Source organism: Hymenobacter sp. UV11 (assembly GCF_004684095.1).
Taxonomy (GTDB): Bacteria; Bacteroidota; Bacteroidia; order Cytophagales; family Hymenobacteraceae; genus Hymenobacter.
In genome coordinates, this window is sequence record NZ_SRII01000001.1 from 28,681 (window position 1) to 51,426 (window position 22,746).

The following is a 22,746-nucleotide window of genomic DNA, read 5'->3' on the forward strand; positions in this document are numbered from 1 at the left end:
GATTACTTACCGACCGAGCTAGCATCCAGCTTCTGTGTGATGTACGTCTGAGCAGTCATGATAACGTCTACAGGAGTCATCGACTTGTCAAGGCCCGTGGTGGCATCAACCTGGTCATCGGCCGCAAAGGAGCCGGGCGTAATCAGGTCGCGGATGTAGGCCGCGTGACGAGCTTCCACCGATACAATTTTACCGGCTACCGTCAAGTAAGTAGCGCCATTGGGGTCAGTGACCGAAATGAGCTTACCAGCACCATTATAAGCGGCTACTCCCAAGTCTTCAAATGCTTTGGCAGCCCCAAGTACTGATGCACGCGAGGTAAACGTGATGCTGCTGAAGTTTGGCGTCAGGTCCATGATTGGCGTTGCTTTCGCTACGTTAATGATGGCTGCTTTCAGGAAATCGCGGTGAATGGCTTCGTGCATAGCTACCTGCGTGAAATAGGTTAGCTCACCAGTCTGGAAATCAGTGGCGGGCGTCTTTACCACTTGCGCATAGAAAGCAGCTTCGAGCTGCTCTAGAGCATAAGCATAGTTCAACACGCCGAGGTTGCCACTGCCCAAGCTAACAATACCAGGTTCCGAGTCACTCTTGCTGCAACCAGCCAATATGAGGGCCGTAGCGCCAGCCGTAGCGCCAGCGTACATGAAGAACGAGCGCCGCTTGATGGGCGTGTACAGTGGCTGGTCTAGGTCAGTCATCTGAGGCTGCGAACTAGAGATTATTTTAGTTGACATAAAGGAGGAAAAAAGGAAAATTGAACTGTTAGCAGAGCTACCGGGCTCCTTACGATTGATGGTACTGTTTAGGTTACTTCTTAATTGAAGTTTTGCTGGTATTTCTTGCTGGCAAATATTTTGCCACTACTATTTGTGAATGAATTAAAAGAAAAGTCCCGGTATGCAAAAGCGCCACTCCCCTATACGGGAAGTGGCGCTTGCCTGGATTTTGGACTATTGAAAATTAACTGAACAAGCCCTTTGACACACCCAGGGCCGTAATAAAATTGCGGGCAATGGCTTTAACCGCCGCCGCATCGAGTGGCTCGTCAAATGCCTCAGAGGCCGCGGCTGCCGTGACGGTCAGGCCAGTAGGGGGGGTAGTGTTGGACTGCACATTTACGGTGCTCTGCATCACGTTATCATCAGCAGGATATTTGGTGGCATCGGTGCCTGCCGCGTACACGGCAGCCGTGAGGGGGCCACCCGCCGGCCCGGCGGTATTAGCCACCGTCTTGGTTGGTTTTGGGCCGCCATTTTCTTGCAGCGACAGCCAGCTTTTGGGCAGCGCATCGCCGGCCCCGCCACCGTCTAGGCCCGCAATGGTAGTGCCGTTGGTGTTGGCCACGCCCGTGCTGTAGCCACGACGCATCGAGCGGATGTGCGACGAGTGGCGCGCCTCCACCGAGTGAATGTTGAGCGCGGCCGTCAGGATATCCTTGTTGCCCATCAGGTTAACTGCGCCACCTTTGTAGGCGCGCACGCCCGTATCGACAAAGCCCTGGGAAGTAGCCAGGAACATGGCCGGGCTGGCAAAAGGCGTCAGGTTGCCACCGGCAGTGTAGTCGTAAGCTAACGCGGTAGGGTCAGCAATAGCCGCCGATTGCAACACGCCCTTTAGCGCATTAATGTGGCCCTGCTCATCATCGCGAATGATGGTGATGGCGTTGAGGTCGTTGCCCGTAAACAAGCCGCTGGTTACCCCTTGCGAGTAGAAGTAAAACTCCAGGTATTCGAGGCTCAACGCCAGGTTCAGCGTGTCAACAATAATCTGGGGTAGGGCAGTGGTTTGGCCATAGGCCTTCGTGAACATGGTGCTGAGCACGGCGGGTAGGGTAGCGGCCGTAATCTTTTTGCCCAGGCCACCCATGTGCTTAAACACCCGGCGCCGCGTGTCGAAGCGGGCGTACACGTCGGCGTCTACTTTCTCGATGTCGGATAAAATCTGGAAGAAGTCCATGTTAAAATCTAAAGCGTTGAGGTATAAAAATGAACAGTGGACTTACATAAAGCTATTGGCGGTCAGCTTCGAGCCGGGGGCCAGGAACATATTGGCCGTGGCCAGCACTACCGTCGGCGACTTGGACTGCTCCATGCGGGCCGTGGCAGAAGTGAGGCTGGGGTCGATAACGGCGTTGCTGGTCACGGTTGCGCCGGTCACCGGGCCCACAAAAGAGTTGTAGGAAATCAGGTCGCGGATAAGCGCCGCGTGGCGGGCTTCTACCGATACTATTTTGCCGGCCAGCGTGAGGTAGTCGGCGCTCGTGATGTAGCGCCCCGCGCCGTTGTAGGCCTGCACACCCAGGTCCTCAAACGCCTGCGCGGCATTGAGCACACTCAGGCGGTCGCTGAAGGTGATGGAGGAAAAATCCGGGGTCAGCGCCTTAATGGCGTTGGTGCCCAGCGCCGTTTTCAGGAAGTCGGCGTGAATTTTTTCGTGCAGGGCAAGGTCCGTGAAGATTTGCTTCTCGGCACTGCCGGCCGGCAGGTTAGTGAAGTACGAGCCGGCTAATACCTGTGCATAGAAAGCGGCTTCGAGCTGCTCCAGCGCATAGGCGTAGTTAAGCACCCCAAAATCGCCCGAACCCACATCGGTGGTGCCGGGCGAAGAATCGCTTTTGCTGCAGCCGGCCAGTACGAGGGCGGTTGCACCGGCCGTGGCGCCAGCGTACATGAAAAACGAGCGCCGCTTGATGGGCGTCAGCAGGGGCTGGTCTGAGGTAGCTGGCCGCGACGAAGCATCCGAAGGGAAGGTGGTGGGCATAAAAAAAGAAAAGGTGGAAAAGGAGAAAAAACCTGGTAAAGGCCTAGGGCCAAAAGGCGTATCGCAGGCGCACAGCTTCAAGTGTTCCCAGCCGCTACACGCACCCTCTACGCAACCAAACCGTGTGGGGTGGAGCAAAAAAAGAGGCTTCAAGGGGTAGAATAACAGTGTTTTAACGTGTAAAAAGCTGAATATTAATAACTGGTTGAAGCGAAAAGCTGAGCTAACATTATTCAAAAAAATTAGTAAAAACCTGAAGCCTATGGGCTAGTGTTGAGCTTAGCTCAGGAAGCGGGTCAGGCCCTGGGCTGGCGCGCCGGCAATTGGCCTTGCCCACTGGTTACCTCGTGGGTAAGAAGCATGGCCAACCCGCTGCAATCCAATCAGCCGCTGGCCGTGGTTGGCCGCTCGGCAGGGGGTAGGGGGCGGCGCTACTGCGCAGCCGGGGCAGTATCTTGCCAGCGCGCCAGGCCGCCGGCCGCGAGCCCGGCGCTGTGCAGGCGCTCTGCTCAAGAAGCTGCCTGAAGCAATTATCCGGTTACAGGAGTAGGCGGCCCTCAGGGGTAAGCTTGCCCGCTGGCCAATAAAAAACCGGCCTCCAAGGGAAGCCGGCTTTTTGGGCAATAAAATAAAAAATATAGATAGGCTGCTTGATAAGGCAGGGCCGGCTGCGGGGTAGCAGCGCTAAAATAACGTTATGTATAAAGAGAGTAGCTGGTGAACGAGCATGACTAACGAGCATGGGCAAGGCCTCAACGCCTCCGCGCAACACCAGCTACGAATCCAGGGGTAAGAGTAGATTTTAACGTCAGCGAAAAATTGGTAGTGCGGCATTTTTGGAAGAGGATAGGCGGGGCGGGCGGGCTGCTGCTGGGCTGGCTACTGAGCCTGGCGCTGGTGGCGCATAGCCAGCCCGGCAGCCCGCCCGCCCAGGCGCCGGCCCCAGCCCCAGCCCAGGCGGTGGGCGTTGCCACGCTGGTGCCGCCGCCGGCCACTGTGGCGCTGGCCGAGCCCTTCACGCTGGCTTTTCGGCTGCAAGGCGTACCGCTGGCCGGCCACTCGGCCTTTCCGGATATTGAGGGCTTTCGAAAGGGCAAGCTGATTACTACCAAAACGACGCGCCTGCTGCCCGGCAGCGTCCGGCGCACCGAGCTGACGGTGACGCAGCAATACCTGCCCTACACCGAGGGCGACTACGTGGTGCCGGCCTTTAGCCTGACCGTAAACGGGCAGGTGCTGCGCAGCCCCGGCGGCCGGGTGCAGGTAGGCGCCGGGCCGCTCGACCTGACGGGCGCGCCGCCCGGCGCCTCCGTGGGCGTGCTCGACCAGCTGCTGGGCAAGCCCAAGCCCAAGTATTTCTACGAGCCACCCGACGCGGCCTTCCTAGTGCTGGAGGCCGACCACAAGCAGGTGTACGTGGGCCAGGGCGTGCACGTGAGCCTGTATTTCTACCTGAAGCCGGCCGACCAGGCAGTGCTCAACTTCTACGATTTCAACAACCAGCTAACCGAGCTGCTGCGGCAGCTACGCCAGCCCACTACCTGGGAAGTGCCCGCCCCCGACCCCTCGGCCCTGCCCGATACCGTGCGCCAGGCGGGCGGCCAGGTGCTGCTGCGTTTTCGGCTGGCGGCCGGCACCTACTACCCCCTCACGGCGCAGGATTTGCAGTTTCCGGCCCTGAGCCTGACCATGACCAAGTTTAAGCTGCTCAAAAAGCCGGAGCCCGGCGATAATGAGCGCCTGGCCATCTATAAAACCTACGCGGCGGCCCCGCTGCGGGTGTCCGTGCGCGCGCTGCCCGCACCGGGCGGCGTGCCCGTGGGCGACTACGTGCTGCACGAAGGCGTGAGCGGCACGCGCTTCCGCACGGGCGAGGCGTTTACTTACACCTTTGGGGTAGAGGGCGCCGGCAACCCAGCCACGCTGGCCCCACCGCTCGCGCGGCCCCGCGCTGGCCTCGAACTATTTGGCCCCGATATTCGCGACGAAACCCTGCCCGACGGGCGCTTCCGCAAGAGCTTTCGCTACCGGCTGGTGGCCCACCGGCCCGGCCCGCTGGCGCTCGACAGCCTCTGGCAATTGCCTTTTTTCAACCCCCAGACGGCCCGCTACGACACCCTGCGCCCCGAACTGCGGCTGGTGGTGAGCGGCGCCGACCGCCCTACCCCCCTCGCCAGTGCCACCGATGACCCGTTCTACGGCCAGGCGCTGGCCCGCGCCGATGCCCGCCTGCAGCCGCTGGATGTGTATGCGCAGGTGGGCCGCTACGCCGCCGTGCTGCTGGCTACATTGTTGGTGGTGGCCGTGGTAGGGTGGTGGCGGGCGGGGTAACTTTGGGGCAATGCTTAATGACTAGGGACTAATGACCAGGGACTACTTTAATTCGTCAGGTCAATTAGTCTCTTATCATTAGTCTCTAGTCATTAATCACTTGTCATTACCACGCTGCCTTGTCTAATTCTTTCGGAACACTTTTTCGCATCACCACCTTCGGCGAATCGCACGGGGTAGGGATTGGGGTAATCATTGATGGCTGCCCGGCGGGGCTGGCCCTCGACCCGGCCGCCATTCAGCATGCGCTGGATAGGCGGCGGCCGGGGCAGTCGGCCCTCACTACCCCCCGCCAGGAGGCCGACCGCGTGCAGGTGCAGTCAGGCACGTTTGAGGGGCTGACCACGGGCACGCCCATCAGCCTGTTTATCCCCAACGCCGACCAGCGCTCCGGCGACTACTCGCACATTGCCGCTGCCTACCGCCCCAGCCACGCCGACTATACCTACGATGCCAAGTATGGCCGCCGCGACCACCGCGGCGGCGGCCGCAGCTCGGCCCGCGAAACGGCCGCCCGCGTGGCCGCTGGCGCCGTGGCCGCCGCGCTGCTGGCGCATTTTGGGGTTGAGGTGAAAGCTTATGTATCGGCCGTGGGCGAGGTGGAAGTGGGCAAAACCTACGAAGCGCTCGACCTGAGCCTCATCGACAGCAACCCCGTGCGCTGCCCCGACCCCGAAGCCGCCGCCGCCATGGAAGCCCGCATTCGCGCGGCCCAGGCCGCCCGCGACACGGTGGGGGGGGTAGTAACCGGCGTGGCCACCGGCCTGCCGGCCGGCCTCGGCGAGCCCGTGTTTGATAAGCTACCCGCCGTGCTGGGCCACGCGCTTCTGAGCATCAATGCCGTGAAGGGCTTCGAGTTTGGCTCGGGCTTTTCCGGGACCAAGCTGCCCGGCTCGGAGCACAACGACCAGTTTTACACCGACGAGGCGGGCCGCGTGCGCACCCGCACCAACCACAGCGGCGGCAGCCAGGGCGGCATCAGCAACGGCCAGGATGTGTATTTCCGGGTGGCGTTCAAGCCGGTAGCTACTATTTTGCAACCCCAGCAAACCATCAACCAGGCCGGTGAGGCGGTGGAGCTGGCCGGCGTTGGCCGCCACGATGCCTGCGTGCTACCCCGCGCCGTACCCATTGTGGAGGCCATGACCCAGCTCGTGCTGGCCGACCTGCTGCTGCGTGCCCGCGCAAACCAGTTGTAGAACCTTGTGCGGAATTTCTTGTTAGGAGTTCTAGTTTAGAATGAATCCAGAATGCCTGCCCAGCCTGGCTTCCGGCTACTTGTTGCGAATTCCTTAAAAATCAACGATATGTCTACCATCTCCATCTACGCCGAGGCGTCGCCAAACCCCGAGAGCATGAAATTCGTGCTCAACTCTACCCTGCTGCCCGACGGCGTGAGCGTGGATTACCCCAACCTGGAGGCGGCGGCCAACTCGCCCATCGCGCAGGAGCTGTTCAACTTCGACTACGTGGGCCGGGTGTTCATTGCCCAAAACTTCATCACTGTTTCCAAAACGCAGCCTGAGCTGGGCTGGACCAGCATTATCCCCGAGCTGCGCCAGTTCATCAAGAGCTACGTAGAGGCTGGGGGTGAGTTGTTTATCGTGGACCCCGCCGCCGAGCAGAAGGCTGCCCAGGCCGCCAGCGCCGGCGACCCCACCCAGCAGGATGGCTTCACGAGCCAGAAAATCATCGACCTGCTCGACAACTACGTGCGCCCTGCCGTGGAGCAGGATGGCGGCAACATCACCTTCAAAAGCTTTCACGACGGCATCGTGACCGTGAACCTGCAAGGCTCGTGCTCGGGCTGCCCCTCGGCCACTGTCACGCTCAAGTCGGGTATTGAAAACCTGCTCAAGCGCATGGTACCCGAAGTGAAAGAAGTAGTGGCCGAAGGCATTACGGTATAATTAGCTGCTTACCCCCTCAAAAGAAAGCGACCCGCCTAGCCAGGCGGGTCGCTTTCTTTTGAGGGGGTAGGGACTCCCGATTTAGCTATTTAGAAGCCAGGATTCTGCGGCAGGTGCCAGGTCTGGGCGTCGTTCAGCTCGATGGGCAGCAGCGGAATGGGGTTCACCACGTTGGTCGTGATGCTGTGCAGGCGGGCGCGGCCGGCCACGTCGGCGGACAGCGTTCCGAAGTAGCGGCCCGTGCGCACGAGGTCCCAGAAGCGCAGCGACTCCTCGGCCAGCTCAACCCGGCGCTCGTGCCAGATGGCAGTTAGCAGCGCCTGGCCCGACAAGCCAGCCGAGATATCGGGCAGGGTATTGGCCGGGGCGTTGGTGGGCGCGTAGTTGTCGGAGGTGCCGACCGTGGTGGCACCCGGCGGCCGCGTCGAGGTGCGGGCACGGGCGCGCACCTGGTTCACCAAAACAACGGCCTCACTGCTTTTACCAAGCTGGGCGGCGGCTTCGGCCTTCATCAGCAGGATGTCGGCGTAGCGCATCTTACGGATATTTTGAGGGCCGGCCTGATTGGCAGTGGGCACCAGAATAGCTACTTTGCGGTTCAGGTACCCCGTGTCATTTTGCGACAAGTCGATGGTTTCCGGGATGCCGAGTACGATGTCGTTATTTTTATACACGGTAGCCTCCAGGCGCGGGTCATTGGCCTCAAACTCGCTGACCAGGTTCTGAGTGGGGTTGTTGAAGCCGTAGCCCCAGCCGGTACCCGGTATGTTTTTTCCGCTGGCATCCTTGGTCGCCACGCGGTTATTCTGGAACACGTTGTTGGTCGTGCCCGTCATGATGGGGCCGTAGGTGTCGTTGGAGGTAGCAAACTGAATCTCAAACACCGACTCACTGCTGTTCTCGCCCTGTGTTTGATGGATGGCGGCGTAGTTAGGCAGCAGGCTGTACTGGGTCGAAGCGATGATGGTACTCGTCAGGTCGTACACTTCCTGCCAGGTGTGCTTGTTGGTATTGTCAGTGCCAAGCTGATACATGATAACGCGGGCCAGGTAGCCGTTGGCTGCGCCTTTAGTGGCGCGGCCGAGGTCGACGCTGGCGTAGGCATTCTTCTCGGGCAGCAGGGCCAGGGCCGCTTTCAAGTCTTTCTCGATGAAAGCGTAGGTCTCCGAAATGCTGGCGCGGGTAACGGCGGCGGCGGCAGTCGGCAACACAGCTTGGTCAAACAGCGGCACGCCGCCAAACGACTTCACCAGGTTGAAGTAGAAATAAGCGCGCAGGAACAGCGCCTCGCCCTTGAGTCGGTTCTTCAGGGTGGCGTCGATGGTACCGGCATCGATGTTGTTGATAACCGTATTGGCGCGCGCTACCCCCGTAAAGCTGTGTACCCACAGGGTGCCGAGTGGACTGTTACCGGGTCCCATTGTCCAGGTTTTTAGCTCGATGAGGGGCGTGAAGTCGCTGGGCGTGCTGCCTTTTTCGGCGTCATCGCTCATGATGTCCCCAAACATCCACTCGTAGGTCTGGCCCACGTAGTCGCCTACCCCAAACTTGGGGCCCTGGTCCCAGGAAGCAACGTCGTAGATGGCATTTACCGCTTGCACGGCATTGGTGGGGTCGTTAAAGAGGTTGCCTTGGGTAATAGTGCCCAGTGGTTGTTTATCGAGGAAGCTTTGTTTGCACCCTTGGGCGAATACCAGGCCTACCGAAAGCGCTATGAGGCGAGCTGCTTGTGCAGTTTTCATCTGTTGCGGTTGGTTATAGTGTTAAAACTGAACGTTGAAGCCGAGGCGATAGGTGCGCGGCTGGGGGTAGTTGCCGAAGTCGACGCCGTAGGCCAGCGGGTTGTTGTAGTAACCCGTAGCCGAAATCTCGGGGTCGAGGCCACGGTACTTCGTGATGGTAAACACGTTGTCGACCGAGGCAAACACCCGGAAGCCGGTAACGCGAATCTTGTTGAGCACCGTGGGCGACAGCGAGTAGCCTAGCTCCATGTTGCGGGCGCGCAAGTAGCTGGCATCCTCCACATAGCGGCTGCTAAACTTGTCGTTGTAGCCGCCACCGTTGTTGGTGTCTTTAGAAGTCACGCGGGGCTGGTCGCTGTTGGGGTTGCTGGGCGTCCAGCGGTCCATACGGTCGGCGTAGAAGTTGTTCCACAGGCCCGCGAAGTTGCTCGACTTCGACAGGTTGAAAGCGCCGGCATTAACCGCTTCGGCACCCTTCACGCCATATAGCAGAATTTTGAAATCGAAGTTGCTATACGTAAGGTTCAGCGACGCGCCGTAGGTGAAGGTAGGGGTAGCGCTACCCAAGTAGGTGTAGTCATTAGAGTCGATTTTGCCGTCGCCGTTCACGTCCTGGTAGCGTACGTCGCCGGGCTGGGCACCGGGCTGCAGCGCCGTGCCGGCCGCGTTCTTGTAGCTATCAACATCAGCCTGCGAGTGGAAGATGCCCGTGGATTGCAGGCCGTAGAAGTAGGCTACTTCGTGGCCCACATCGGTGCGGGTCGTGTTGCCGATTTGCGACAGCACGTTGCCGCTTGTGATGGGGTTAGCTCCGCCCAGGTCGGTGATGAGGTTGTTAATCTTGGTGAAGTTCACGCCCAGGTTGTACTGGAGCTTGCCAATGGCATCGCGGTAGTTCAAGGCCAGCTCTACCCCCCGGTTGCGGAGCGAAGCCACATTGGCAGCAGCCGGCGCCTGGCCCACGTAGTTGGGCAGCGGCAGCAGGGCAATCATGTCCTTGGTGCGCCGCTCGAAGTAGTCGCCGGTGAAGGTCAGCTTGTTATCTAGGAAAGCTGCGTCGATACCGAAGTCGGTGGTAATGGCCGTTTCCCACTTCAGGTTCGGGTTGTTGAGCGTGGCGATGGCCAGGCCGGGATTCTTCGCCTTGTCGGGCCCGAACACGTAGTTCTGGTTGTTGACGGCCGTGGAGGCGTAGCCGTAGTTAGGCGCGGCGTTCTGGTTACCCACGGCGCCGTAGCTCGCCCGCAGCTTGAGCTGCGAAATAGCCGTCACGCTCTTCAAAAATTCCTCATTGGAGATGTTCCAGGCCACGCCTACCGAGGGGAAGGTGCCCGTGCGATTGCCCGGCAGAAACTTCGAGGTCTGGTCGAAGCGCAGGGTGCCCGTCACGAGGTAGCGGTCGCGGTAGTTGTAGTTGGCCCGGCCGAAGTACGAGAGCAGGCTCGCATCGTAGGGTAGCGGCGTGGTAAGCGTGTAATTAGGGCTGAGCGCCGAGTTGAGATACTGGAGCGACGCATCGGCCGGCACATTAAAGGCCCGGATACCGATACCATTGCTGTAGCTGCGCTGCGATTCCTGACCTAACGTAGCCGAGAAAGAGCTGTTTTCGCCCAGGTCCAGGTTGTAGTTCACGTAGTTCGACCATACCCAGGCCACGTTCTCAATGCGCGTCTCGGTGAGCGCGCTCTGCGAGCGCTGGTCGTTGGCACCCAGAAAGTACTGCGGCTGGTACTGCTTGGGGTGGTTGTTGTTGTAGGTAATGCCAAACGTGGAGCGGAAAGTCAGGCCCTTGAGCAAGGTCACATCGAGGTACGCATTCGAGAACAGCGACGTCGTCTGCGTCTTGTTGAGCTGCTGTTCGGTGAGGTAGCGCGCCAGGTTGGGCGTGAAGCTCGTGATGTTGTTGTAGGAGTAGGAGCCGTCGGCGTTGTAAGGCGACGTGATGGGGTTGGCCTGAATAGCATTTTGGAGCACCGTGCTGTAGAATGCGCCGCCCGTGCCGTCGCCGGCGCCCGTTAGGTTAGCCGTGGTAAAGGTGCCCGAGGCGCCGGCCTTGATGCGCTTAGTCAGCACCACGTCGTCGTTGAGGCGTACCACGTACTTCTTCAGGCCGGTGGCCTGAATAATACCGTCTTGCTGGAAATAGCTGCCGCTCACCAAGTAGCGGTTTTGCTCGGTGCCGCCCGAAGCCGACACGCTGTAGTTCTGAATCAACCCTTTCTGCGTCACGAAGTCCTGGTAGTTGAAACCCGGCTGACCACCCGTGGCGGCGCTTTGCAACAGGGCCGAGTAGTCGCTCGGCACAGCGCCTCCGCCGTTGGCATAAGCTTCCGTTACCAGCGTGGCGTACTGCTGGGCATTAGTCAGGGGTAGCTTCTTGCGGATTTCCTGGAAGCCAGTGTAGCCAAACAGGGTGAAGCGGGTTTGACCCGCCTTGCCATGCTTGGTAGTGATAAGCACTACCCCGTTGGCGCCGCGCGAGCCGTAGATGGCTGTAGCCGAAGCATCCTTCAAAATCTCGGTTGACTCAATATCGGCGGGCAGCAAAAAGCTGATATCACCCGTTTGAATACCGTCGACCACGTACAGCGGGTCGCTGTTGTTGATGGTGCCTACCCCCCGCACCCGGATGCGAGTGCCCGAGCCGGGCTGGCCGCTGTTGGAAGTAACTTCTACCCCCGCCACGCGGCCCTGAATGGCCTGCACGGGGTCGGAGGTAGCTACCTGCGTGAGCTGCGCGCTGGTCACCGACGCTACCGAGCCCGTGAGGTCGCTCTTGCGGGCCGTGCCGTAGCCGATAACCACTACGTCGTTCAGGCTCTGGGCGGCGCCGGCCAGTACCACATTCACGTTCGATTGGCCGTTGAGCGGCACTTCCTGGGTAGTCATGCCCGTAAAGCTGACTATCAGCGTAGCGCGGCTGCTGGGCACGGCCAGCTTAAAATTGCCATCGGCATCGACCGTGGTACCGGCCGTGCCATTTTGCACCCGGACGGTAGCCCCAATCATGGGCTGGCCCTGGCTGTCTTTGACTGTGCCTTGTACTAATTGCTCCTGCGCGGCCGCCCCAAATGGCCGCACCAAGAGCATCATCATCAAGAGCACCGTGAGTAAAACGGGTTTCATATTGTATGTACTGGATGGGTGAGAAAGATGCCAGTAAAGGTACTTTTCTACTTAATCATGCATTAATACTATTCCCGCATTTGCTATGCTCCATCTACTAAAACTGGCACTATTATTTAAGAAAATGGTAATAAAGTATCAATAGCCCAAATCGAAGGTTAAAATATGCCCACCCGCAAGCGCATTATGCATCACTGCTGGCCGGTAAGTAGTAATCGTTGCTACCCAATCAAAATGGTATAATACTGTAATACCCCGCCGCCCAGGCAGCTACCCCGCCAGCGCTAGCGAACGGGGCAGCCGCCCAGGCGGCGGGGTAACAAGTGGGGTAGGAGCTAACGCTATATGTGCCGGCAGCCCGATTTAGTGGAGGCGTCGCTGCTTCAAGGTGAAATTGCGGTTGATGTTGAAACCAAAATAGATGCCGCCTTTGAAGAAGTTATCAGTTGTTTCGGCGATAAACTGCTTCTCAATCATACCAATCGAATTGGTGAGTAGCAGTTGGAAGATGTGGCCGCCGGTTTCAATATCCACGCCCACCGCGAGCGAGTTTTGGTAGTGGTCTTGCGTGTACTTGTCGAGCACGCAGTAATACTCCGCATTGAGTGAAAAGCGCTTGGTGAGCTTGTAGCGCCCGCCGGCTCCGATGGCGTAAACGTCGTTTTTCTGGCCCTCATTCATCACCAAGTTGCGGTGAATAAGCGTGGGCATTAATTGCAGCGACAAGTCGGAGCTGAACTTGCGTGCAATCAGGGCCTGGTATGAATAGGTAGTGCGCAGCCCAATCGTATGGTTGATGTTATCGTTATAGTGCAGGGTAGTAATGGCCGACGAGCCGAAGAGCGTCACCGAAACCGGCATGGCGTGCGCGCCCGTGCTCTGCCGGATGGCCCGGTACTTCAGGAAGCCATCCACTGTTTTATCGAGCGTCGAGCGCCCCACGCCAATCTCCAGGCGGTCGGTTAGGGCATACTCCAGGGCAAGGCGCATCTTGGCCTGGTCGAGGCCAAAAAATTCGTAAGACCCGCTGTTGAACGGCCCGATACGGTGCGAAATCAGAAACACCAGCGTGCCCTCGCCGGGCGTTTGCACGGTATGGCCGTTGATGAGGCGGGTGCTCTTGAAGGTAGCATCCACTAGTTCTTTGGGCGCATCCTTTTTGGTTTCCTGGTCGAGCTGGCCCAGCAGGTCGGCTTGCGCGTGAGCCGCCGGGGCCGCCCAGGTCAATACCAAGCCTAGCAGAGAAGCGCGAGTGAGAAGCGTAAGTAGTTTTTTCATAAAACTATAAGCGGGGGTAGGGATAAAAATTAAGGCTGTGAAACCAGCGTCGGGCTAACCGCATCGCAGGTAAGGTTGACGCGTACGCTCACCGATTTGGCAATGTGCTCGCGCACCAGCAGCGGAATATCAATGGAGTAGTCGGCCGGCGCGATGTTGAAGTAGGCAAACACCACCAGCTGGCCGTCGCGCAGCTGCAGGGTACCCGTCACAATTATCTTGTGCGTGACCCCGTGCATGGTCATGTTGCCCTCGGCCTCCACATTCTGGCCGGCAGCGGGGAGCTGCTTGAGCACCTGCGCCGCATTCAAAACCTGGCCCGTGAAAGTGGCTTTAGGATACTTGTCCGATTCCATGTAGTTCTCGTTGAAGTGCTCCTGCATCAGCGTGCGCTTGAACTGAAACTCGTGCACCGGCACCGAAAAGGCAATCTGGCCGGTAACCACGTCAAAGACTGCGGCTACCTTATCGTTGCGGGCCTCAATATCTTCCATGATAGAGGCCGAAAAGAACGAGATGTGGCCACCCCTGGTCATGTACTTTCCCTGCGCCCAGGCTTGGCTGGAGCTGCCTAGCCCAAGTAGTGTCCAAATCAGGACTATGCCCGCTCGTCCTACGCTTAGTAGTGTTTTGCTCATGGGCAAATAAGTAAGATAAAAGAAGGAATATGACGCCAATAGCAGGAAAGGACTCCTACTCTCATCTAGTCGTTTTTAGCTCCAGCGTCAACCCAAGCTTTTATGAGCGCAATGTCACAGGGGCTTAGTTTGCCGCCGTCGAAGGGCATGGCAATAAAGCCGCCATCTTGCCGGATGCAGCCGACCATATAACTAACACCACCTCTTCCAGTAGAAGATGATGTCCAGGTGCTTACTGATGCGAATGATTCCATATTCATCGCTCCAGAAGAGCCGCCACCCGTAGAAGGTAACTGATAGTGAGCCGCATCGTGGCACCGGTAACAATTAGCTTTGAATACAGGCACAACATCAGTTTTATAGCTTACTGCCGTGTAAGTTGTGGTGCAGGCGTCCGGCTCAATAGTGGTATAGGAGCAGGCCGAAAGTAGCATTGTGCCAGCAAGTACCAGTCCTAGTAAGAAGCACTGGCTGAATGGTAAAAAAGTAGATAATTTCACAGAAGCGAGTGTTAATAATGAAATGAATTTTAGGGAAATTTACGGTAAAAATGCTGAAAAATACAGTGTCATACAAGCTTGACTAGGAAGATGTTATAACGAAATTTTAATAATGAAAAGCATTCTTCTAACATTTAATTGAACTTTGTTATAAAGTGACCTTATGAATATAATTATCAAAAGGTTGACCACAGGAAATTTTAAGACGTGAGCAACCTACGCTAAAGCTCAAAAATAGGATTTAACTCCCTGAAAAATCTATAAATTTTGCTCAGCTTTCCCTTTTCCTCGCTGAATGACTGGCTGGTACCAACGGCGTACTGCCGCGTAGCCAACCCAAGCGCCCCGCACAACTTGTTTGGCCGCTTGGGCTACCGCAGCGGGGGGTAGGGAATTCTATCCGGCTGCCTAGTGTCGGTGATAACAAGCAAAAAAAATCCCGGCCGCTAGGGCCGGGATTTTCTTGCAAGCAGGGGGTAGGGCGAAGCGCTACACCGTAGCGGTGCTCAGCTTGGGCGCATCGCCGGGCAGACCCGACACGTCTTCGCCAGCTGCTTTGCGCTCGCGCTCTTCCTTCTTACCATAGGTATCGAGGATGATGGGCGTGGCGATAAACAGCGACGAGTAGGTGCCGAAGATGATGCCGATAATCATGGCAAACGAGAACGAGCGGAGCGTTTCGCCGCCGAAGATGTAGAGCACCAGCACCACCAGAAACACCGTGGTGAACGTAATCATGGTGCGCGAGAAGGTCGAGTTCAGGGCCGGGTTTACCACCTGGGCGAAGGTCAGCTTGGGGTTTTCGCGCAGATATTCGCGCACCCGGTCATAAATTACGACCGTGTCGTTCATCGAGAAGCCGATGATGGAGAGCACGGCAGCCACGAAAATCTGGTCCATCTCGTAGTTGGCCCCGAAGGCGCGGGCGATGGGGTAGGAAGCGATTACCAGCAGCGCATCGTGGAAGAGCGCGATAACGGCCGCCATCGAATACTGCCACTTCTCGAAGCGGAAGAGCACGTACACGAAGATGCCCACCAGCGTGAGTGCCAGGCTCAGGAACGAAGTCCGCTTGATGTCGTCGGCGATGGTGGCGCCCACTTTAGAGGTCGATTTGATGGTGGGCGACTCGGCGGCGTACTTGCTCAGGCCCTGGTTGAGGGCGTCGGCTACGGTCTTGTCGGCGGTCTGGCTTTCATCTTCGGCCAGGTAGCCGGTGGTGATGCGCAGGCGGTTGGGCTGGCCGTACTGCTTCACTTCTAGACCCGTGTTTTTGAAAGCCGGCTCCAGCGAGGTGCGCACGTCAGAAGCCACCATGTCCTTGTTGAAATCGACCACGTAGGCGCGGCCACCGCGGAAGTCAACGCCCAGGTTGGGGCCGCCTTGCAGGTACATCAGCACGAAACCGGTCACGATAACGATGGTCGAGAACGCGTAGGCGATTTTGCGCTTGCCCACGATGTCGAAGTTCAGGTTCTGGAACAGGTTGCGCGAGAGGAAGGTCGAGAACGTGATGCTGCTCGTGGTCTTGCCCTTAATCAGCGCCTCGATGATGAGGCGCGACACGTACACCGCCGACAGGAACGAGGTGAGTACGCCAATGCCCAGCGTCACGGCAAAGCTCTGCACCGGACCCGTGCCGAAGAAGGCCAGGATGATAGCGATGAGCATCGTAGTCACGTTCGAGTCAAAAATGGCCGAGAAGGCGCGCGAGTAGCCCGCGTTCACCGCGTCGTGCAGTGATAGGCCGTGGTCAAGCTCTTCGCGGATTCGCTCGAAAATCAGCACGTTGGCGTCTACCGACGAGGCAATTACCAGAATCAGGCCCGCGATGCCGGGTAGGGTGAGCGCGGTGCTGAACTGCGCCAGCACGCCCAGAATCAGGAACATGTTGAAGAGCAGCGCGGCATCGGCCACGAGGCCGGCGCGGCCGTAGTACAGGCCCATGAAGACCATGATAATCAGCAAGCCAGCCAGCGACGAGTACAGGCCCTGGTTGATGGCTTCCTTGCCGAGCGAGGGGCCTACTACGGCCTCTTCCACGATGCGGGTAGGGGCGGGGAGCTTACCGGCTTTGAGCACCTGCGCCAGGTCCTGGGCTTCATCAATGGTGAAGTTGCCCGAGATGCTGGTGTTGCCGCCCGTGATTTCGCTCTGCACTACGGGGTCCGAATACACCACGTCGTCGAGTACCACGGCCACTTGCTTGCCGATGTTGGCGGCAGTCATTTTGCCCCACTTGCGGGCGCCGGTCGGGTTCATGCTCATGCTCACCTCGGGGCGGCCGGTCTGGTCGTAGTCCTGGCGGGCGTCGCTCACCACCTCGCCGCTAATGGGCGCGGCAATGGTGCCGGTGCGGTCCTTCTTCACGGCCACGAGGCGCAAAAACTGCTGGCCGTTGGCATCAATCGGCTTGTTGAGGTAGAGCAGCGCCATGTTGGGGGGTAGGATGCTGCGGGCTTCCTCGGTGTGCATCACGCGGTTGAACTGCGCCGTGTCGCGCAGGTTCACGCCCAGCGAGCCGGGCATGGTGAGCAGGCGGGCCAGTACGCCCCCTTTCTGGGTGGCCGTCGAGTCGGTCTTAGCCTTGGCGGCCGGAGTTTTCTTGGCGAGCTGAGCGGCCAGTGAAGTCGTATCACCCGCGGCGGCAGCAATGGTCGAGTCAGCCTTGTTTACGGCGGCTACCGGGCCGGTAGCGTTGGCCTTCTCCTTGGCCGTCAGCACCTGGTCGAGCTGGCCGAGGTAGGGCACCACTTCGTTCTGGGCCCACACTTCGTAAAATTCTAGCTTGGCCTGGCCTTGCAGCAGCTTGCGCACGCGCTCGGGGTTGTCTACGCCGGGCAGCTCCACCTGAATGCGGCCGGTGCCCTTCACGCGCTGAATGTTGGGCTGGTTCACGCCAAACTTATCCACGCGCTTGCGCAGGATGTCGAACGAGCGCCCGATGGCGTCTTCCTCTTCCTTATTGATAGCCGACAGCACCTTGCTATCCGAGGTGTTGAGGTCGATTTTGCGGTCCTTATTTACCGAGTTGGTGAAGATGCGGTTCAGCGGTACGCCGGGTGCCGCCTCCTGGTAAGCCTGGTAAAAGAGGGTAGTGAAGGCGGTGCCCGAGTTGGTTTTCTGGCGCTCCTGGGCCACCGCGATGGCTTTGTTGAAGGCAGGGTCTTTCGAATTGCCGGCCATGGCCCGCACTATTTCCACCGGCGACACTTCCAGCGTCACGTGCATGCCGCCCTTCAGGTCGAGGCCCAGGCCCAGCTCGCTCTGCTTCACATCGCGGTAGGTGTAGGAGCCGAATACGGGCGCGCGCCACACCGAGTCGAGGTAGTGCTGGCGCTGGCTTTCGTCCAGCTTGCCGTTGTGCGTGGCGTAGGCCACGGCCTTGTCCTGCACCCCACGCGAAATGTAGGTGAAGAACAAAAAGTACGCGCACAGCACCGAAACGATGACCGTAAGCGTGATAATGAGACCTTTGTAGCGCATGAGGTAAGGGGTAAAGAAAAGTAAAGCGTGAGAGCCGGTGCGCGCGCTTGGGCGGGCAGTGGCAAGATGAAAGTCAGCCGTGGGTAGAAAAATCGGCTGAGCTAGTATTTATTTATCGTTGGCAGTAGGGTAGGGAGGGTAGGGCCGCCTTTATTAGGCGTGGGGCTAGGCGCCCTGGCGGGAGGGCATTGGCCCCCGTACGGCCAAAATCGACCTGCCACACCAGGCGGCTGCTGATGCAGTCGTAGAGGGCTAGGCTGGCTTCCGTCTGGCTGGGCGGTACGCTGGACGAGCTATTAAGTAGCCCCTCGTGGTTGACCGCCCGCAGCGCTAACGCCAGGTTTTTCGGGATGGGCTGGTAGAGCAGCACTTGCCCCGTCAGCAGGGCATCTACCCCCAGCACCTGCTGCAAGCGGCTCAGAGGCTGCTGGGCCAGCGTGGCGTAAGTGATGCCGGCGGCCAGCAGGCGGCGGTTGGTTTCATCCACCGGCTGCCACTGCACGCGGTAGCCGTGCTTGGGCTGCCGGTTTTGTAGCTGCTGCATCGTGAGTCCTTGCATTTGGTAGGCTACTTCCAACTGCCGTTGCTGCTGGGCCGCATCCAGGGGTGGCGGCGCCTGTGGATTCATAATGGCGGCGGCGGTGCTGTTGGCGTAAACCAAGTCGTGCAGCTGCATTACCTGCACCGTAGCCCCAAAGGGTAGGATGGCCACCGTGTGGTGGGCTGCCAGCAGCGCTGCATCGGTCGGCGGGGCCGTTTGCGCGAGCGCCGTCCCCAATGGGCCAGCCAGTAGCCAGCCTCCCCAGCAAATACCCAGCAGTCGAGACAGCATCATCAGGCAAAAAGTAAGCTTAACTAGTTGCAACCCGCCCTGGGCGAAGGTACTAATTTTTATGAAAGCAAAGGCAGCCAACGCCTTACGCTACGGGGCCTGCGGCGACAGCGCCGCCACCAGCAGCCGCTGGCGGCACAGCTGCGCCACAAAGGCGGCCGGCGCGCCCACCGGGGCCAGGGCCACGGCGCGGCGCACCAAGCGCGGCTGCCAGCTCGCGAGGGGGGTAGGGGGCAGCCAACCCAGCGCCAAGGCCGGGGCCACGTAGCTGCCCAGCGGCGAGGCCGCTTCGAGCAGTACTTTTTGCTTAATAACCGTGGCGCGCGGCGCAGCGCTGGCTTGCGTCCCGGCTGGTGGGGTAGGGCGCAACACGCTCACCGTCCGGCCATTCAGGCCCAGCAACAGCAGCACGGGCAGTGCCACAAGCACCACGCGCAACAATTGCTTAAGCTGGGAAAAGGAATAGCGCATAACTCGGACAGGGCTACAAATATAACGCGCTGCGCGACTTAGCCCCGCACCCGTCCCTACCCCCTACCATTCGCGCAGCTCCTCGAAGGCATATTTCGCGTCGTTCCAAAATTCATCGAGGGCAATGAGGCGGGGCTTGAAGAACGAAATCAGTGCCGGCCAGTCGTCGCGGCTGAACAGGTTGGCGGGCGCCAGCTCCTTATAGATACGGCTTAGCGGCTGGCCGTGCTCGTTGGTGGCGGCTGGCTCCCAGGTCCAGGTTTCGCCCAGCGCTTCGTGCAGCAGCGTTTTCAAAGCCAGAAACTGCTCAAAAAACAACTCGCGCACGCCCGCATCGGGTTGCGTGAGCTCGATGGCGATGCTGGCGCGCCGGTTATCGGCGTGCAGCTTGAATTGCACGCCCTTCAGGCCCGTTTTATAATTGACCCAACTTACTGGCAGGCCTTCGGCCGAGAGCACTGGGGCCATGTATTGCCCAAAGGTGGTCCAGAAGGCCTGGCGGAGCTGGGAGGCTTCGGCTTTGCTATACAAGACGTTAGGATAAAGTTAGGCAGCCCGGCGCAGGGGGCGCAAATCGAGTTGGAAGCCCGGTAGCACGGGCTCGCCGCTCAGCTCTCGGTCGTAGCCCTGCACGGTTTCGGCGGGCTGGCCGGCGCGGTACACATAGGCCGTTTCGGCCTCCACATCAAGCAGAAAGCCCAGCTGCATCCCGTTGGCCAAGTAGTCTGCCATCTTGGCTTGCAGCAGGGCTATGTCATCCGACGGCGACTTAATCTCCATCATAAACTCAGGGCAGACCGGCGGAAACCGGCGCCGCTGCTCGGGCGTGAGCTGCGCCCATTTGCCTTGGCTCAGCCACGCCACATCGGGCGAGCGCACCGAGTGGTCGGGCAGCTTGAAGCCCGCCGACGACTCGTAGACGTGGCCTAAGTGGGTTCGGCGGTTCCACAGCCACAACTGGCCTTGGCTTTCCAAACTTGATTCGCTGGAGTCGGAGCCGGCGGGGGGCATAATGATGATTTCGTGGTGGGCATTGCGCTCAAAATTCAGCGCGGGATTGGCCTGGCACAGTTCGAAAAACTCGTCGTCGCTGAGGCGCGTCAGCGCGGCCCCGTGCAATACCGGCAGCTCGGGAAACTCGTAAGTAGTCGGCATAAAGGGCGTCCGGAAGGGTAGGAGACTAAGTTACGCAAGTGACCGCGAAAGCTGCCCTACCCTACCCCCCCTCGGCCACCTTGCCGCGCAGGTAGCCGGTGAGCACGGCCAGGCCATTCTCGAAGTGCCGGTTGTTGGGAATGATGATATCCGCCTCGGCCTTAAAGGGTTGGATATATTTTTCGTAGGTGGGCGCCACGTGGTTGGTGTAGCGGTAGAGTACGTCTTGCAGGTCGTAGCCGCGCTCGTCGCGGTCGCGCACAATGCGGCGGTGCAGCTTCACGTGCTCCTGGGCATCGATGTACACCTTGAGGTCGAGCAGCTTGGCGATTTCCTCGAAGTAGAAGACGAAAATGCCTTCGACCACTACAATGGGCGCGGGCCGAAACACCAGGTCGGCGGGTACGGCACTAGAATTATTGAAGGTGTACTCCTGGCGGCGCACCTCGTGGCCTTCGCGCAGCCGGCGCACATCGGCGGCGTAGGCGGCCGAGTCGATGCTGCTGGGCAGGTCGAAGTTTTCTATCCCCTGCTCGTCGCGCAGCTGCTCGTGGCGAGGGTGATAGTAATTGTCCTGCGAAATCAAACAGATGTCGCGTTCGGGGAAAGCGGCCAGCAAACGGCGCAAAAACGTAGTTTTGCCCGATGCACTGCCGCCCGTGATACCAACTAGGTAGGGATGCTGCATAACGGAGGGCAAAGGTAGGTTTCTTGAATTTGGAATTAGGAATGGGGAATTAAGAATTGCTGTCGGGCTAATTCTTAACTTCCCATTCCTAATTCCAAACTCAAAAAGTCCACCAGCCCGGCCACGGCGCGCGCCCGGTGGCTGAGCATATTTTTCTCGCCGAGCGTCATTTCGGCGAAGGTGCGGCCGTCGCTTTCATTGGGCACAAACACGGGGTCGTAGCCAAAGCCGCTCTGGCCGATGGGTGCCGCCGCAATGCTACCCCCCACTTCGCCGCTGAATGCGTGGGCGTCGCCGGGGCCGCTTACCAAGGAGATGACCGTGCGGAAGCGCGCCCGGCGGTCGGGCTGGGCGCCGAGCTCGTGCAGCAGCTTGGCCACGTTGGCGGCCGCCTCGCGCTCGGGGCCGGCGTAGCGGGCCGAGTACACGCCGGGCTCGCCGCCGAGGGCATCTACTTCGAGGCCGGTATCGTCGGCGAAGCAGGCTACGCCGTAGTGGTCCCACACGTACTGCGCCTTTTGGCGGGCGTTGCCTTCGAGGGTAGGCTGGGTTTCGGGCAGCTCTTCGTGGCAGCCGATATCGGCCAAGCTCAACAGCTGCACGCCGGGCAGCAGCGGCCGAATTTCATCGAGCTTGTGGGCATTATTAGAAGCGAAGCACAGACGCATAGCGTTTGAAAAAATAGTAGTAGTCGTTGAAAAATTTTCAATAAAGTAACAGCCCAGCGCCGCTTTTGGCCGCTCGGCTGGCTTCCCTACCCCCTCGGTTACTCTTGGTAGGCCACTACCGCCACCCCTGGCAACTCGCTAGTGGAACATCAATTTGATGCTGCCCCACGAGCGCTGCACCACGCTCATGGTGCCGGCCACGGTAGTGGTGTAGGTCTGGTCGGGGCCGGGGCCGCGCAGGGTGAGGCGGTATAGTACGGGCCCCGGCAGTAGCCCCGAGCGGCCCTGTACCAGGCAGCTATCGACAAACGTATAGCGCAGCCGGCCGGTGGGCGTGAGCGTCGCGAGTGGCTGGAAGTCACTGTCGGCGGGCGTTTTACGGCTCAGGTCGAAGCCGTGCAGGTCGGTTTCGGTGGCTACCTCCCATTCTACGTGCGCCGCCGTGCCATCGTAGGTAGCCAGAAAGAGCAGCAGCGTAGTAGCCAGCGCCAGCCCCGCGCTGCCGAGCAGCACCGCCAGGCCCAGCCCCAGCCGGAGGCCAAAGCTGGAAATGCTGAACAAGCGACGACGATAGGGCATAGCGAAAGCCTACCACCACGAGGGTAGGTAATCAAATATAAACCAAAGTCACACGCCCAACGCATGAAGGAACGGGCGGCAATCGGCCAATGGCGTAGCTTACTAGCCCGCGCAGCCAAGTGCGTCTGCGGCTGTGGGTTGACTTTGTGGCGGCTATGCCGTACTTTTGCAATCCCTTCCGCAAAACCGGCAGGGTTTAACAGGTAACTAGGCCCTCCCGATAATGAAAAAGGACACGCACCCCGAGTACCGCCAGGTAGTTTTTCAAGACACCTCGTCGGACTTCAAGTTTATCACCCGCTCCACGATGACCTCGCCCGAGACGATTCAGTGGGAAGATGGTAACACCTATCCGGTCATCAAAATAGAAGTAAGCAGTGCTTCGCACCCCTTCTACACCGGCAAAAACATGTTCATCGACACCGCTGGCCGCGTGGAGAAATTCCGCAGCCGCTACGCCAACAAAACGCAGAGCAGCGCGGGCAAAGAATAGCTTTTTTGAGCTATTAGCTGATAGCTTTTAGCCATTAGCTTTCTGAAAAACTCCTTTTGGCCCCGCCAAAAGGAGTTTTTTTATGG

20 protein-coding genes are annotated in these 22,746 nt (G+C 59.2%); 4 read left to right on the plus strand and 16 right to left on the minus strand.

Going from position 1 to position 22,746, the window contains the following annotated elements; translation table 11 throughout:
* Positions 1 to 2: 2 nt before the first annotated feature.
* The 3 genes from E4631_RS00105 to E4631_RS00115 form a co-directional block, all read right to left on the minus strand.
* Positions 3 to 701: a ferritin-like domain-containing protein gene (locus E4631_RS00105; RefSeq protein WP_133658077.1), complete on the minus strand. Its 699-nt coding sequence runs from the start codon at positions 699 to 701 to the stop codon at positions 3 to 5.
* Positions 702 to 963: 262 nt separating this feature from the next.
* Complete coding sequence (locus tag E4631_RS00110) at positions 964 to 1,959, minus strand: ferritin-like domain-containing protein (protein ID WP_133658078.1); 996 nt, start codon at positions 1,957 to 1,959, stop codon at positions 964 to 966.
* A gap of 42 nt (positions 1,960 to 2,001) precedes the next feature.
* Complete coding sequence (locus E4631_RS00115) at positions 2,002 to 2,763, minus strand: ferritin-like domain-containing protein (RefSeq protein WP_133658079.1); 762 nt, start codon at positions 2,761 to 2,763, stop codon at positions 2,002 to 2,004.
* A gap of 825 nt (positions 2,764 to 3,588) precedes the next feature.
* Here E4631_RS00115 and E4631_RS00120 point away from each other — a divergent pair.
* The 3 genes from E4631_RS00120 to E4631_RS00130 all read left to right on the plus strand — a co-directional run bounded on the left by E4631_RS00120 (position 3,589) and on the right by E4631_RS00130 (position 7,004).
* The gene (locus tag E4631_RS00120) at positions 3,589 to 5,094 is read left to right on the plus strand and encodes a BatD family protein (protein ID WP_133658080.1); all 1,506 of its coding nucleotides are present in this window, start codon (positions 3,589 to 3,591) and stop codon (positions 5,092 to 5,094) included.
* Between the two features lie 119 nt (positions 5,095 to 5,213).
* Positions 5,214 to 6,293 (plus strand): chorismate synthase, encoded by a 1,080-nt coding sequence (aroC, locus tag E4631_RS00125; RefSeq protein ID WP_133658081.1) that lies wholly within the window; start codon positions 5,214 to 5,216, stop codon positions 6,291 to 6,293.
* Positions 6,294 to 6,401: 108 nt separating this feature from the next.
* On the plus strand, positions 6,402 to 7,004 hold the full coding sequence (locus E4631_RS00130; RefSeq protein ID WP_133658082.1) for a NifU family protein: 603 nt from the start codon (positions 6,402 to 6,404) through the stop codon (positions 7,002 to 7,004).
* Positions 7,005 to 7,093: 89 nt separating this feature from the next.
* On the opposite strand, the gene E4631_RS00135 is transcribed toward E4631_RS00130, so the two are convergent.
* The 13 genes from E4631_RS00135 to E4631_RS00195 form a co-directional block, all read right to left on the minus strand.
* Entirely contained in the window at positions 7,094 to 8,746 is a 1,653-nt protein-coding gene (locus E4631_RS00135; RefSeq protein WP_133658083.1) for a RagB/SusD family nutrient uptake outer membrane protein, read from the minus strand.
* A 21-nt stretch (positions 8,747 to 8,767) separates the two neighbouring features.
* Positions 8,768 to 11,872 carry a TonB-dependent receptor gene (locus tag E4631_RS00140; protein ID WP_133658084.1) on the minus strand — a complete coding sequence of 1,035 codons (3,105 nt, stop codon included), beginning with the start codon at positions 11,870 to 11,872 and terminating at the stop codon, positions 8,768 to 8,770.
* 363 nt (positions 11,873 to 12,235) lie between these two features.
* Positions 12,236 to 13,150 (minus strand): DUF5777 family beta-barrel protein, encoded by a 915-nt coding sequence (locus E4631_RS00145; protein ID WP_133658085.1) that lies wholly within the window; start codon positions 13,148 to 13,150, stop codon positions 12,236 to 12,238.
* A 29-nt stretch (positions 13,151 to 13,179) separates the two neighbouring features.
* Positions 13,180 to 13,644: a YceI family protein gene (locus E4631_RS00150; RefSeq protein ID WP_240734549.1), complete on the minus strand. Its 465-nt coding sequence runs from the start codon at positions 13,642 to 13,644 to the stop codon at positions 13,180 to 13,182.
* 209 nt (positions 13,645 to 13,853) lie between these two features.
* A complete protein-coding gene (locus E4631_RS00155) occupies positions 13,854 to 14,288 on the minus strand; it encodes a hypothetical protein (protein WP_133658087.1) in 435 nt (144 codons plus the stop codon).
* Positions 14,289 to 14,777: 489 nt separating this feature from the next.
* Complete coding sequence (gene secDF, locus E4631_RS00160; protein WP_133658088.1) at positions 14,778 to 17,774, minus strand: protein translocase subunit SecDF; 2,997 nt, start codon at positions 17,772 to 17,774, stop codon at positions 14,778 to 14,780.
* Between the two features lie 112 nt (positions 17,775 to 17,886).
* Positions 17,887 to 18,609, minus strand: a complete 723-nt coding sequence (locus E4631_RS00165; protein WP_133658089.1) for a hypothetical protein — start codon at positions 18,607 to 18,609, stop codon at positions 17,887 to 17,889.
* An 87-nt stretch (positions 18,610 to 18,696) separates the two neighbouring features.
* Positions 18,697 to 19,077, minus strand: a complete 381-nt coding sequence (locus tag E4631_RS00170; RefSeq protein ID WP_133658090.1) for a hypothetical protein — start codon at positions 19,075 to 19,077, stop codon at positions 18,697 to 18,699.
* 63 nt (positions 19,078 to 19,140) lie between these two features.
* The gene (locus E4631_RS00175; RefSeq protein ID WP_133658091.1) at positions 19,141 to 19,608 is read right to left on the minus strand and encodes a DUF4268 domain-containing protein; all 468 of its coding nucleotides are present in this window, start codon (positions 19,606 to 19,608) and stop codon (positions 19,141 to 19,143) included.
* Between the two features lie 15 nt (positions 19,609 to 19,623).
* A complete protein-coding gene (locus E4631_RS00180) occupies positions 19,624 to 20,232 on the minus strand; it encodes a Uma2 family endonuclease (protein WP_133658092.1) in 609 nt (202 codons plus the stop codon).
* 61 nt (positions 20,233 to 20,293) lie between these two features.
* Positions 20,294 to 20,920, minus strand: coding sequence for a uridine kinase (locus E4631_RS00185; RefSeq protein WP_133658093.1), 627 nt, complete (start codon positions 20,918 to 20,920; stop codon positions 20,294 to 20,296).
* 74 nt (positions 20,921 to 20,994) lie between these two features.
* The gene (rdgB, locus tag E4631_RS00190; protein ID WP_133658094.1) at positions 20,995 to 21,588 is read right to left on the minus strand and encodes an RdgB/HAM1 family non-canonical purine NTP pyrophosphatase; all 594 of its coding nucleotides are present in this window, start codon (positions 21,586 to 21,588) and stop codon (positions 20,995 to 20,997) included.
* 138 nt (positions 21,589 to 21,726) lie between these two features.
* Positions 21,727 to 22,167 (minus strand): hypothetical protein, encoded by a 441-nt coding sequence (locus E4631_RS00195; protein ID WP_133658095.1) that lies wholly within the window; start codon positions 22,165 to 22,167, stop codon positions 21,727 to 21,729.
* 223 nt (positions 22,168 to 22,390) lie between these two features.
* On the opposite strand from E4631_RS00195, the gene E4631_RS00200 reads away from it, so the two are divergent.
* Positions 22,391 to 22,660 carry a type B 50S ribosomal protein L31 gene (locus tag E4631_RS00200; protein WP_133658096.1) on the plus strand — a complete coding sequence of 90 codons (270 nt, stop codon included), beginning with the start codon at positions 22,391 to 22,393 and terminating at the stop codon, positions 22,658 to 22,660.
* Positions 22,661 to 22,746: the final 86 nt, after the last annotated feature.

Excerpts from the sequence above, each read along its gene's own strand:
- E4631_RS00115 (WP_133658079.1), bottom strand. The coding sequence starts at position 2,763 with ATGCCCACCACCTTCCCTTCGGATGCTTCGTCGCGGCCAGCTACCTCA.
- E4631_RS00165 (WP_133658089.1), bottom strand. The coding sequence starts at position 18,609 with ATGATGCTGTCTCGACTGCTGGGTATTTGCTGGGGAGGCTGGCTACTG.
- E4631_RS00130 (WP_133658082.1), top strand. The coding sequence starts at position 6,402 with ATGTCTACCATCTCCATCTACGCCGAGGCGTCGCCAAACCCCGAGAGC.
- E4631_RS00185 (WP_133658093.1), bottom strand. The coding sequence starts at position 20,920 with ATGCAGCATCCCTACCTAGTTGGTATCACGGGCGGCAGTGCATCGGGC.
- E4631_RS00140 (WP_133658084.1), bottom strand. The coding sequence starts at position 11,872 with ATGAAACCCGTTTTACTCACGGTGCTCTTGATGATGATGCTCTTGGTG.
- E4631_RS00150 (WP_240734549.1), bottom strand. The coding sequence starts at position 13,644 with ATGGAAGATATTGAGGCCCGCAACGATAAGGTAGCCGCAGTCTTTGAC.
- E4631_RS00110 (WP_133658078.1), bottom strand. The coding sequence starts at position 1,959 with ATGGACTTCTTCCAGATTTTATCCGACATCGAGAAAGTAGACGCCGAC.
- E4631_RS00170 (WP_133658090.1), bottom strand. The coding sequence starts at position 19,077 with ATGCGCTATTCCTTTTCCCAGCTTAAGCAATTGTTGCGCGTGGTGCTT.
- E4631_RS00135 (WP_133658083.1), bottom strand. The coding sequence starts at position 8,746 with ATGAAAACTGCACAAGCAGCTCGCCTCATAGCGCTTTCGGTAGGCCTG.
- E4631_RS00200 (WP_133658096.1), top strand. The coding sequence starts at position 22,391 with ATGAAAAAGGACACGCACCCCGAGTACCGCCAGGTAGTTTTTCAAGAC.
- rdgB (WP_133658094.1), bottom strand. The coding sequence starts at position 21,588 with ATGCGTCTGTGCTTCGCTTCTAATAATGCCCACAAGCTCGATGAAATT.
- E4631_RS00180 (WP_133658092.1), bottom strand. The coding sequence starts at position 20,232 with ATGCCGACTACTTACGAGTTTCCCGAGCTGCCGGTATTGCACGGGGCC.
- E4631_RS00105 (WP_133658077.1), bottom strand. The coding sequence starts at position 701 with ATGACTGACCTAGACCAGCCACTGTACACGCCCATCAAGCGGCGCTCG.
- E4631_RS00145 (WP_133658085.1), bottom strand. The coding sequence starts at position 13,150 with ATGAAAAAACTACTTACGCTTCTCACTCGCGCTTCTCTGCTAGGCTTG.
- E4631_RS00195 (WP_133658095.1), bottom strand. The coding sequence starts at position 22,167 with ATGCCCTATCGTCGTCGCTTGTTCAGCATTTCCAGCTTTGGCCTCCGG.
- secDF (WP_133658088.1), bottom strand. The coding sequence starts at position 17,774 with ATGCGCTACAAAGGTCTCATTATCACGCTTACGGTCATCGTTTCGGTG.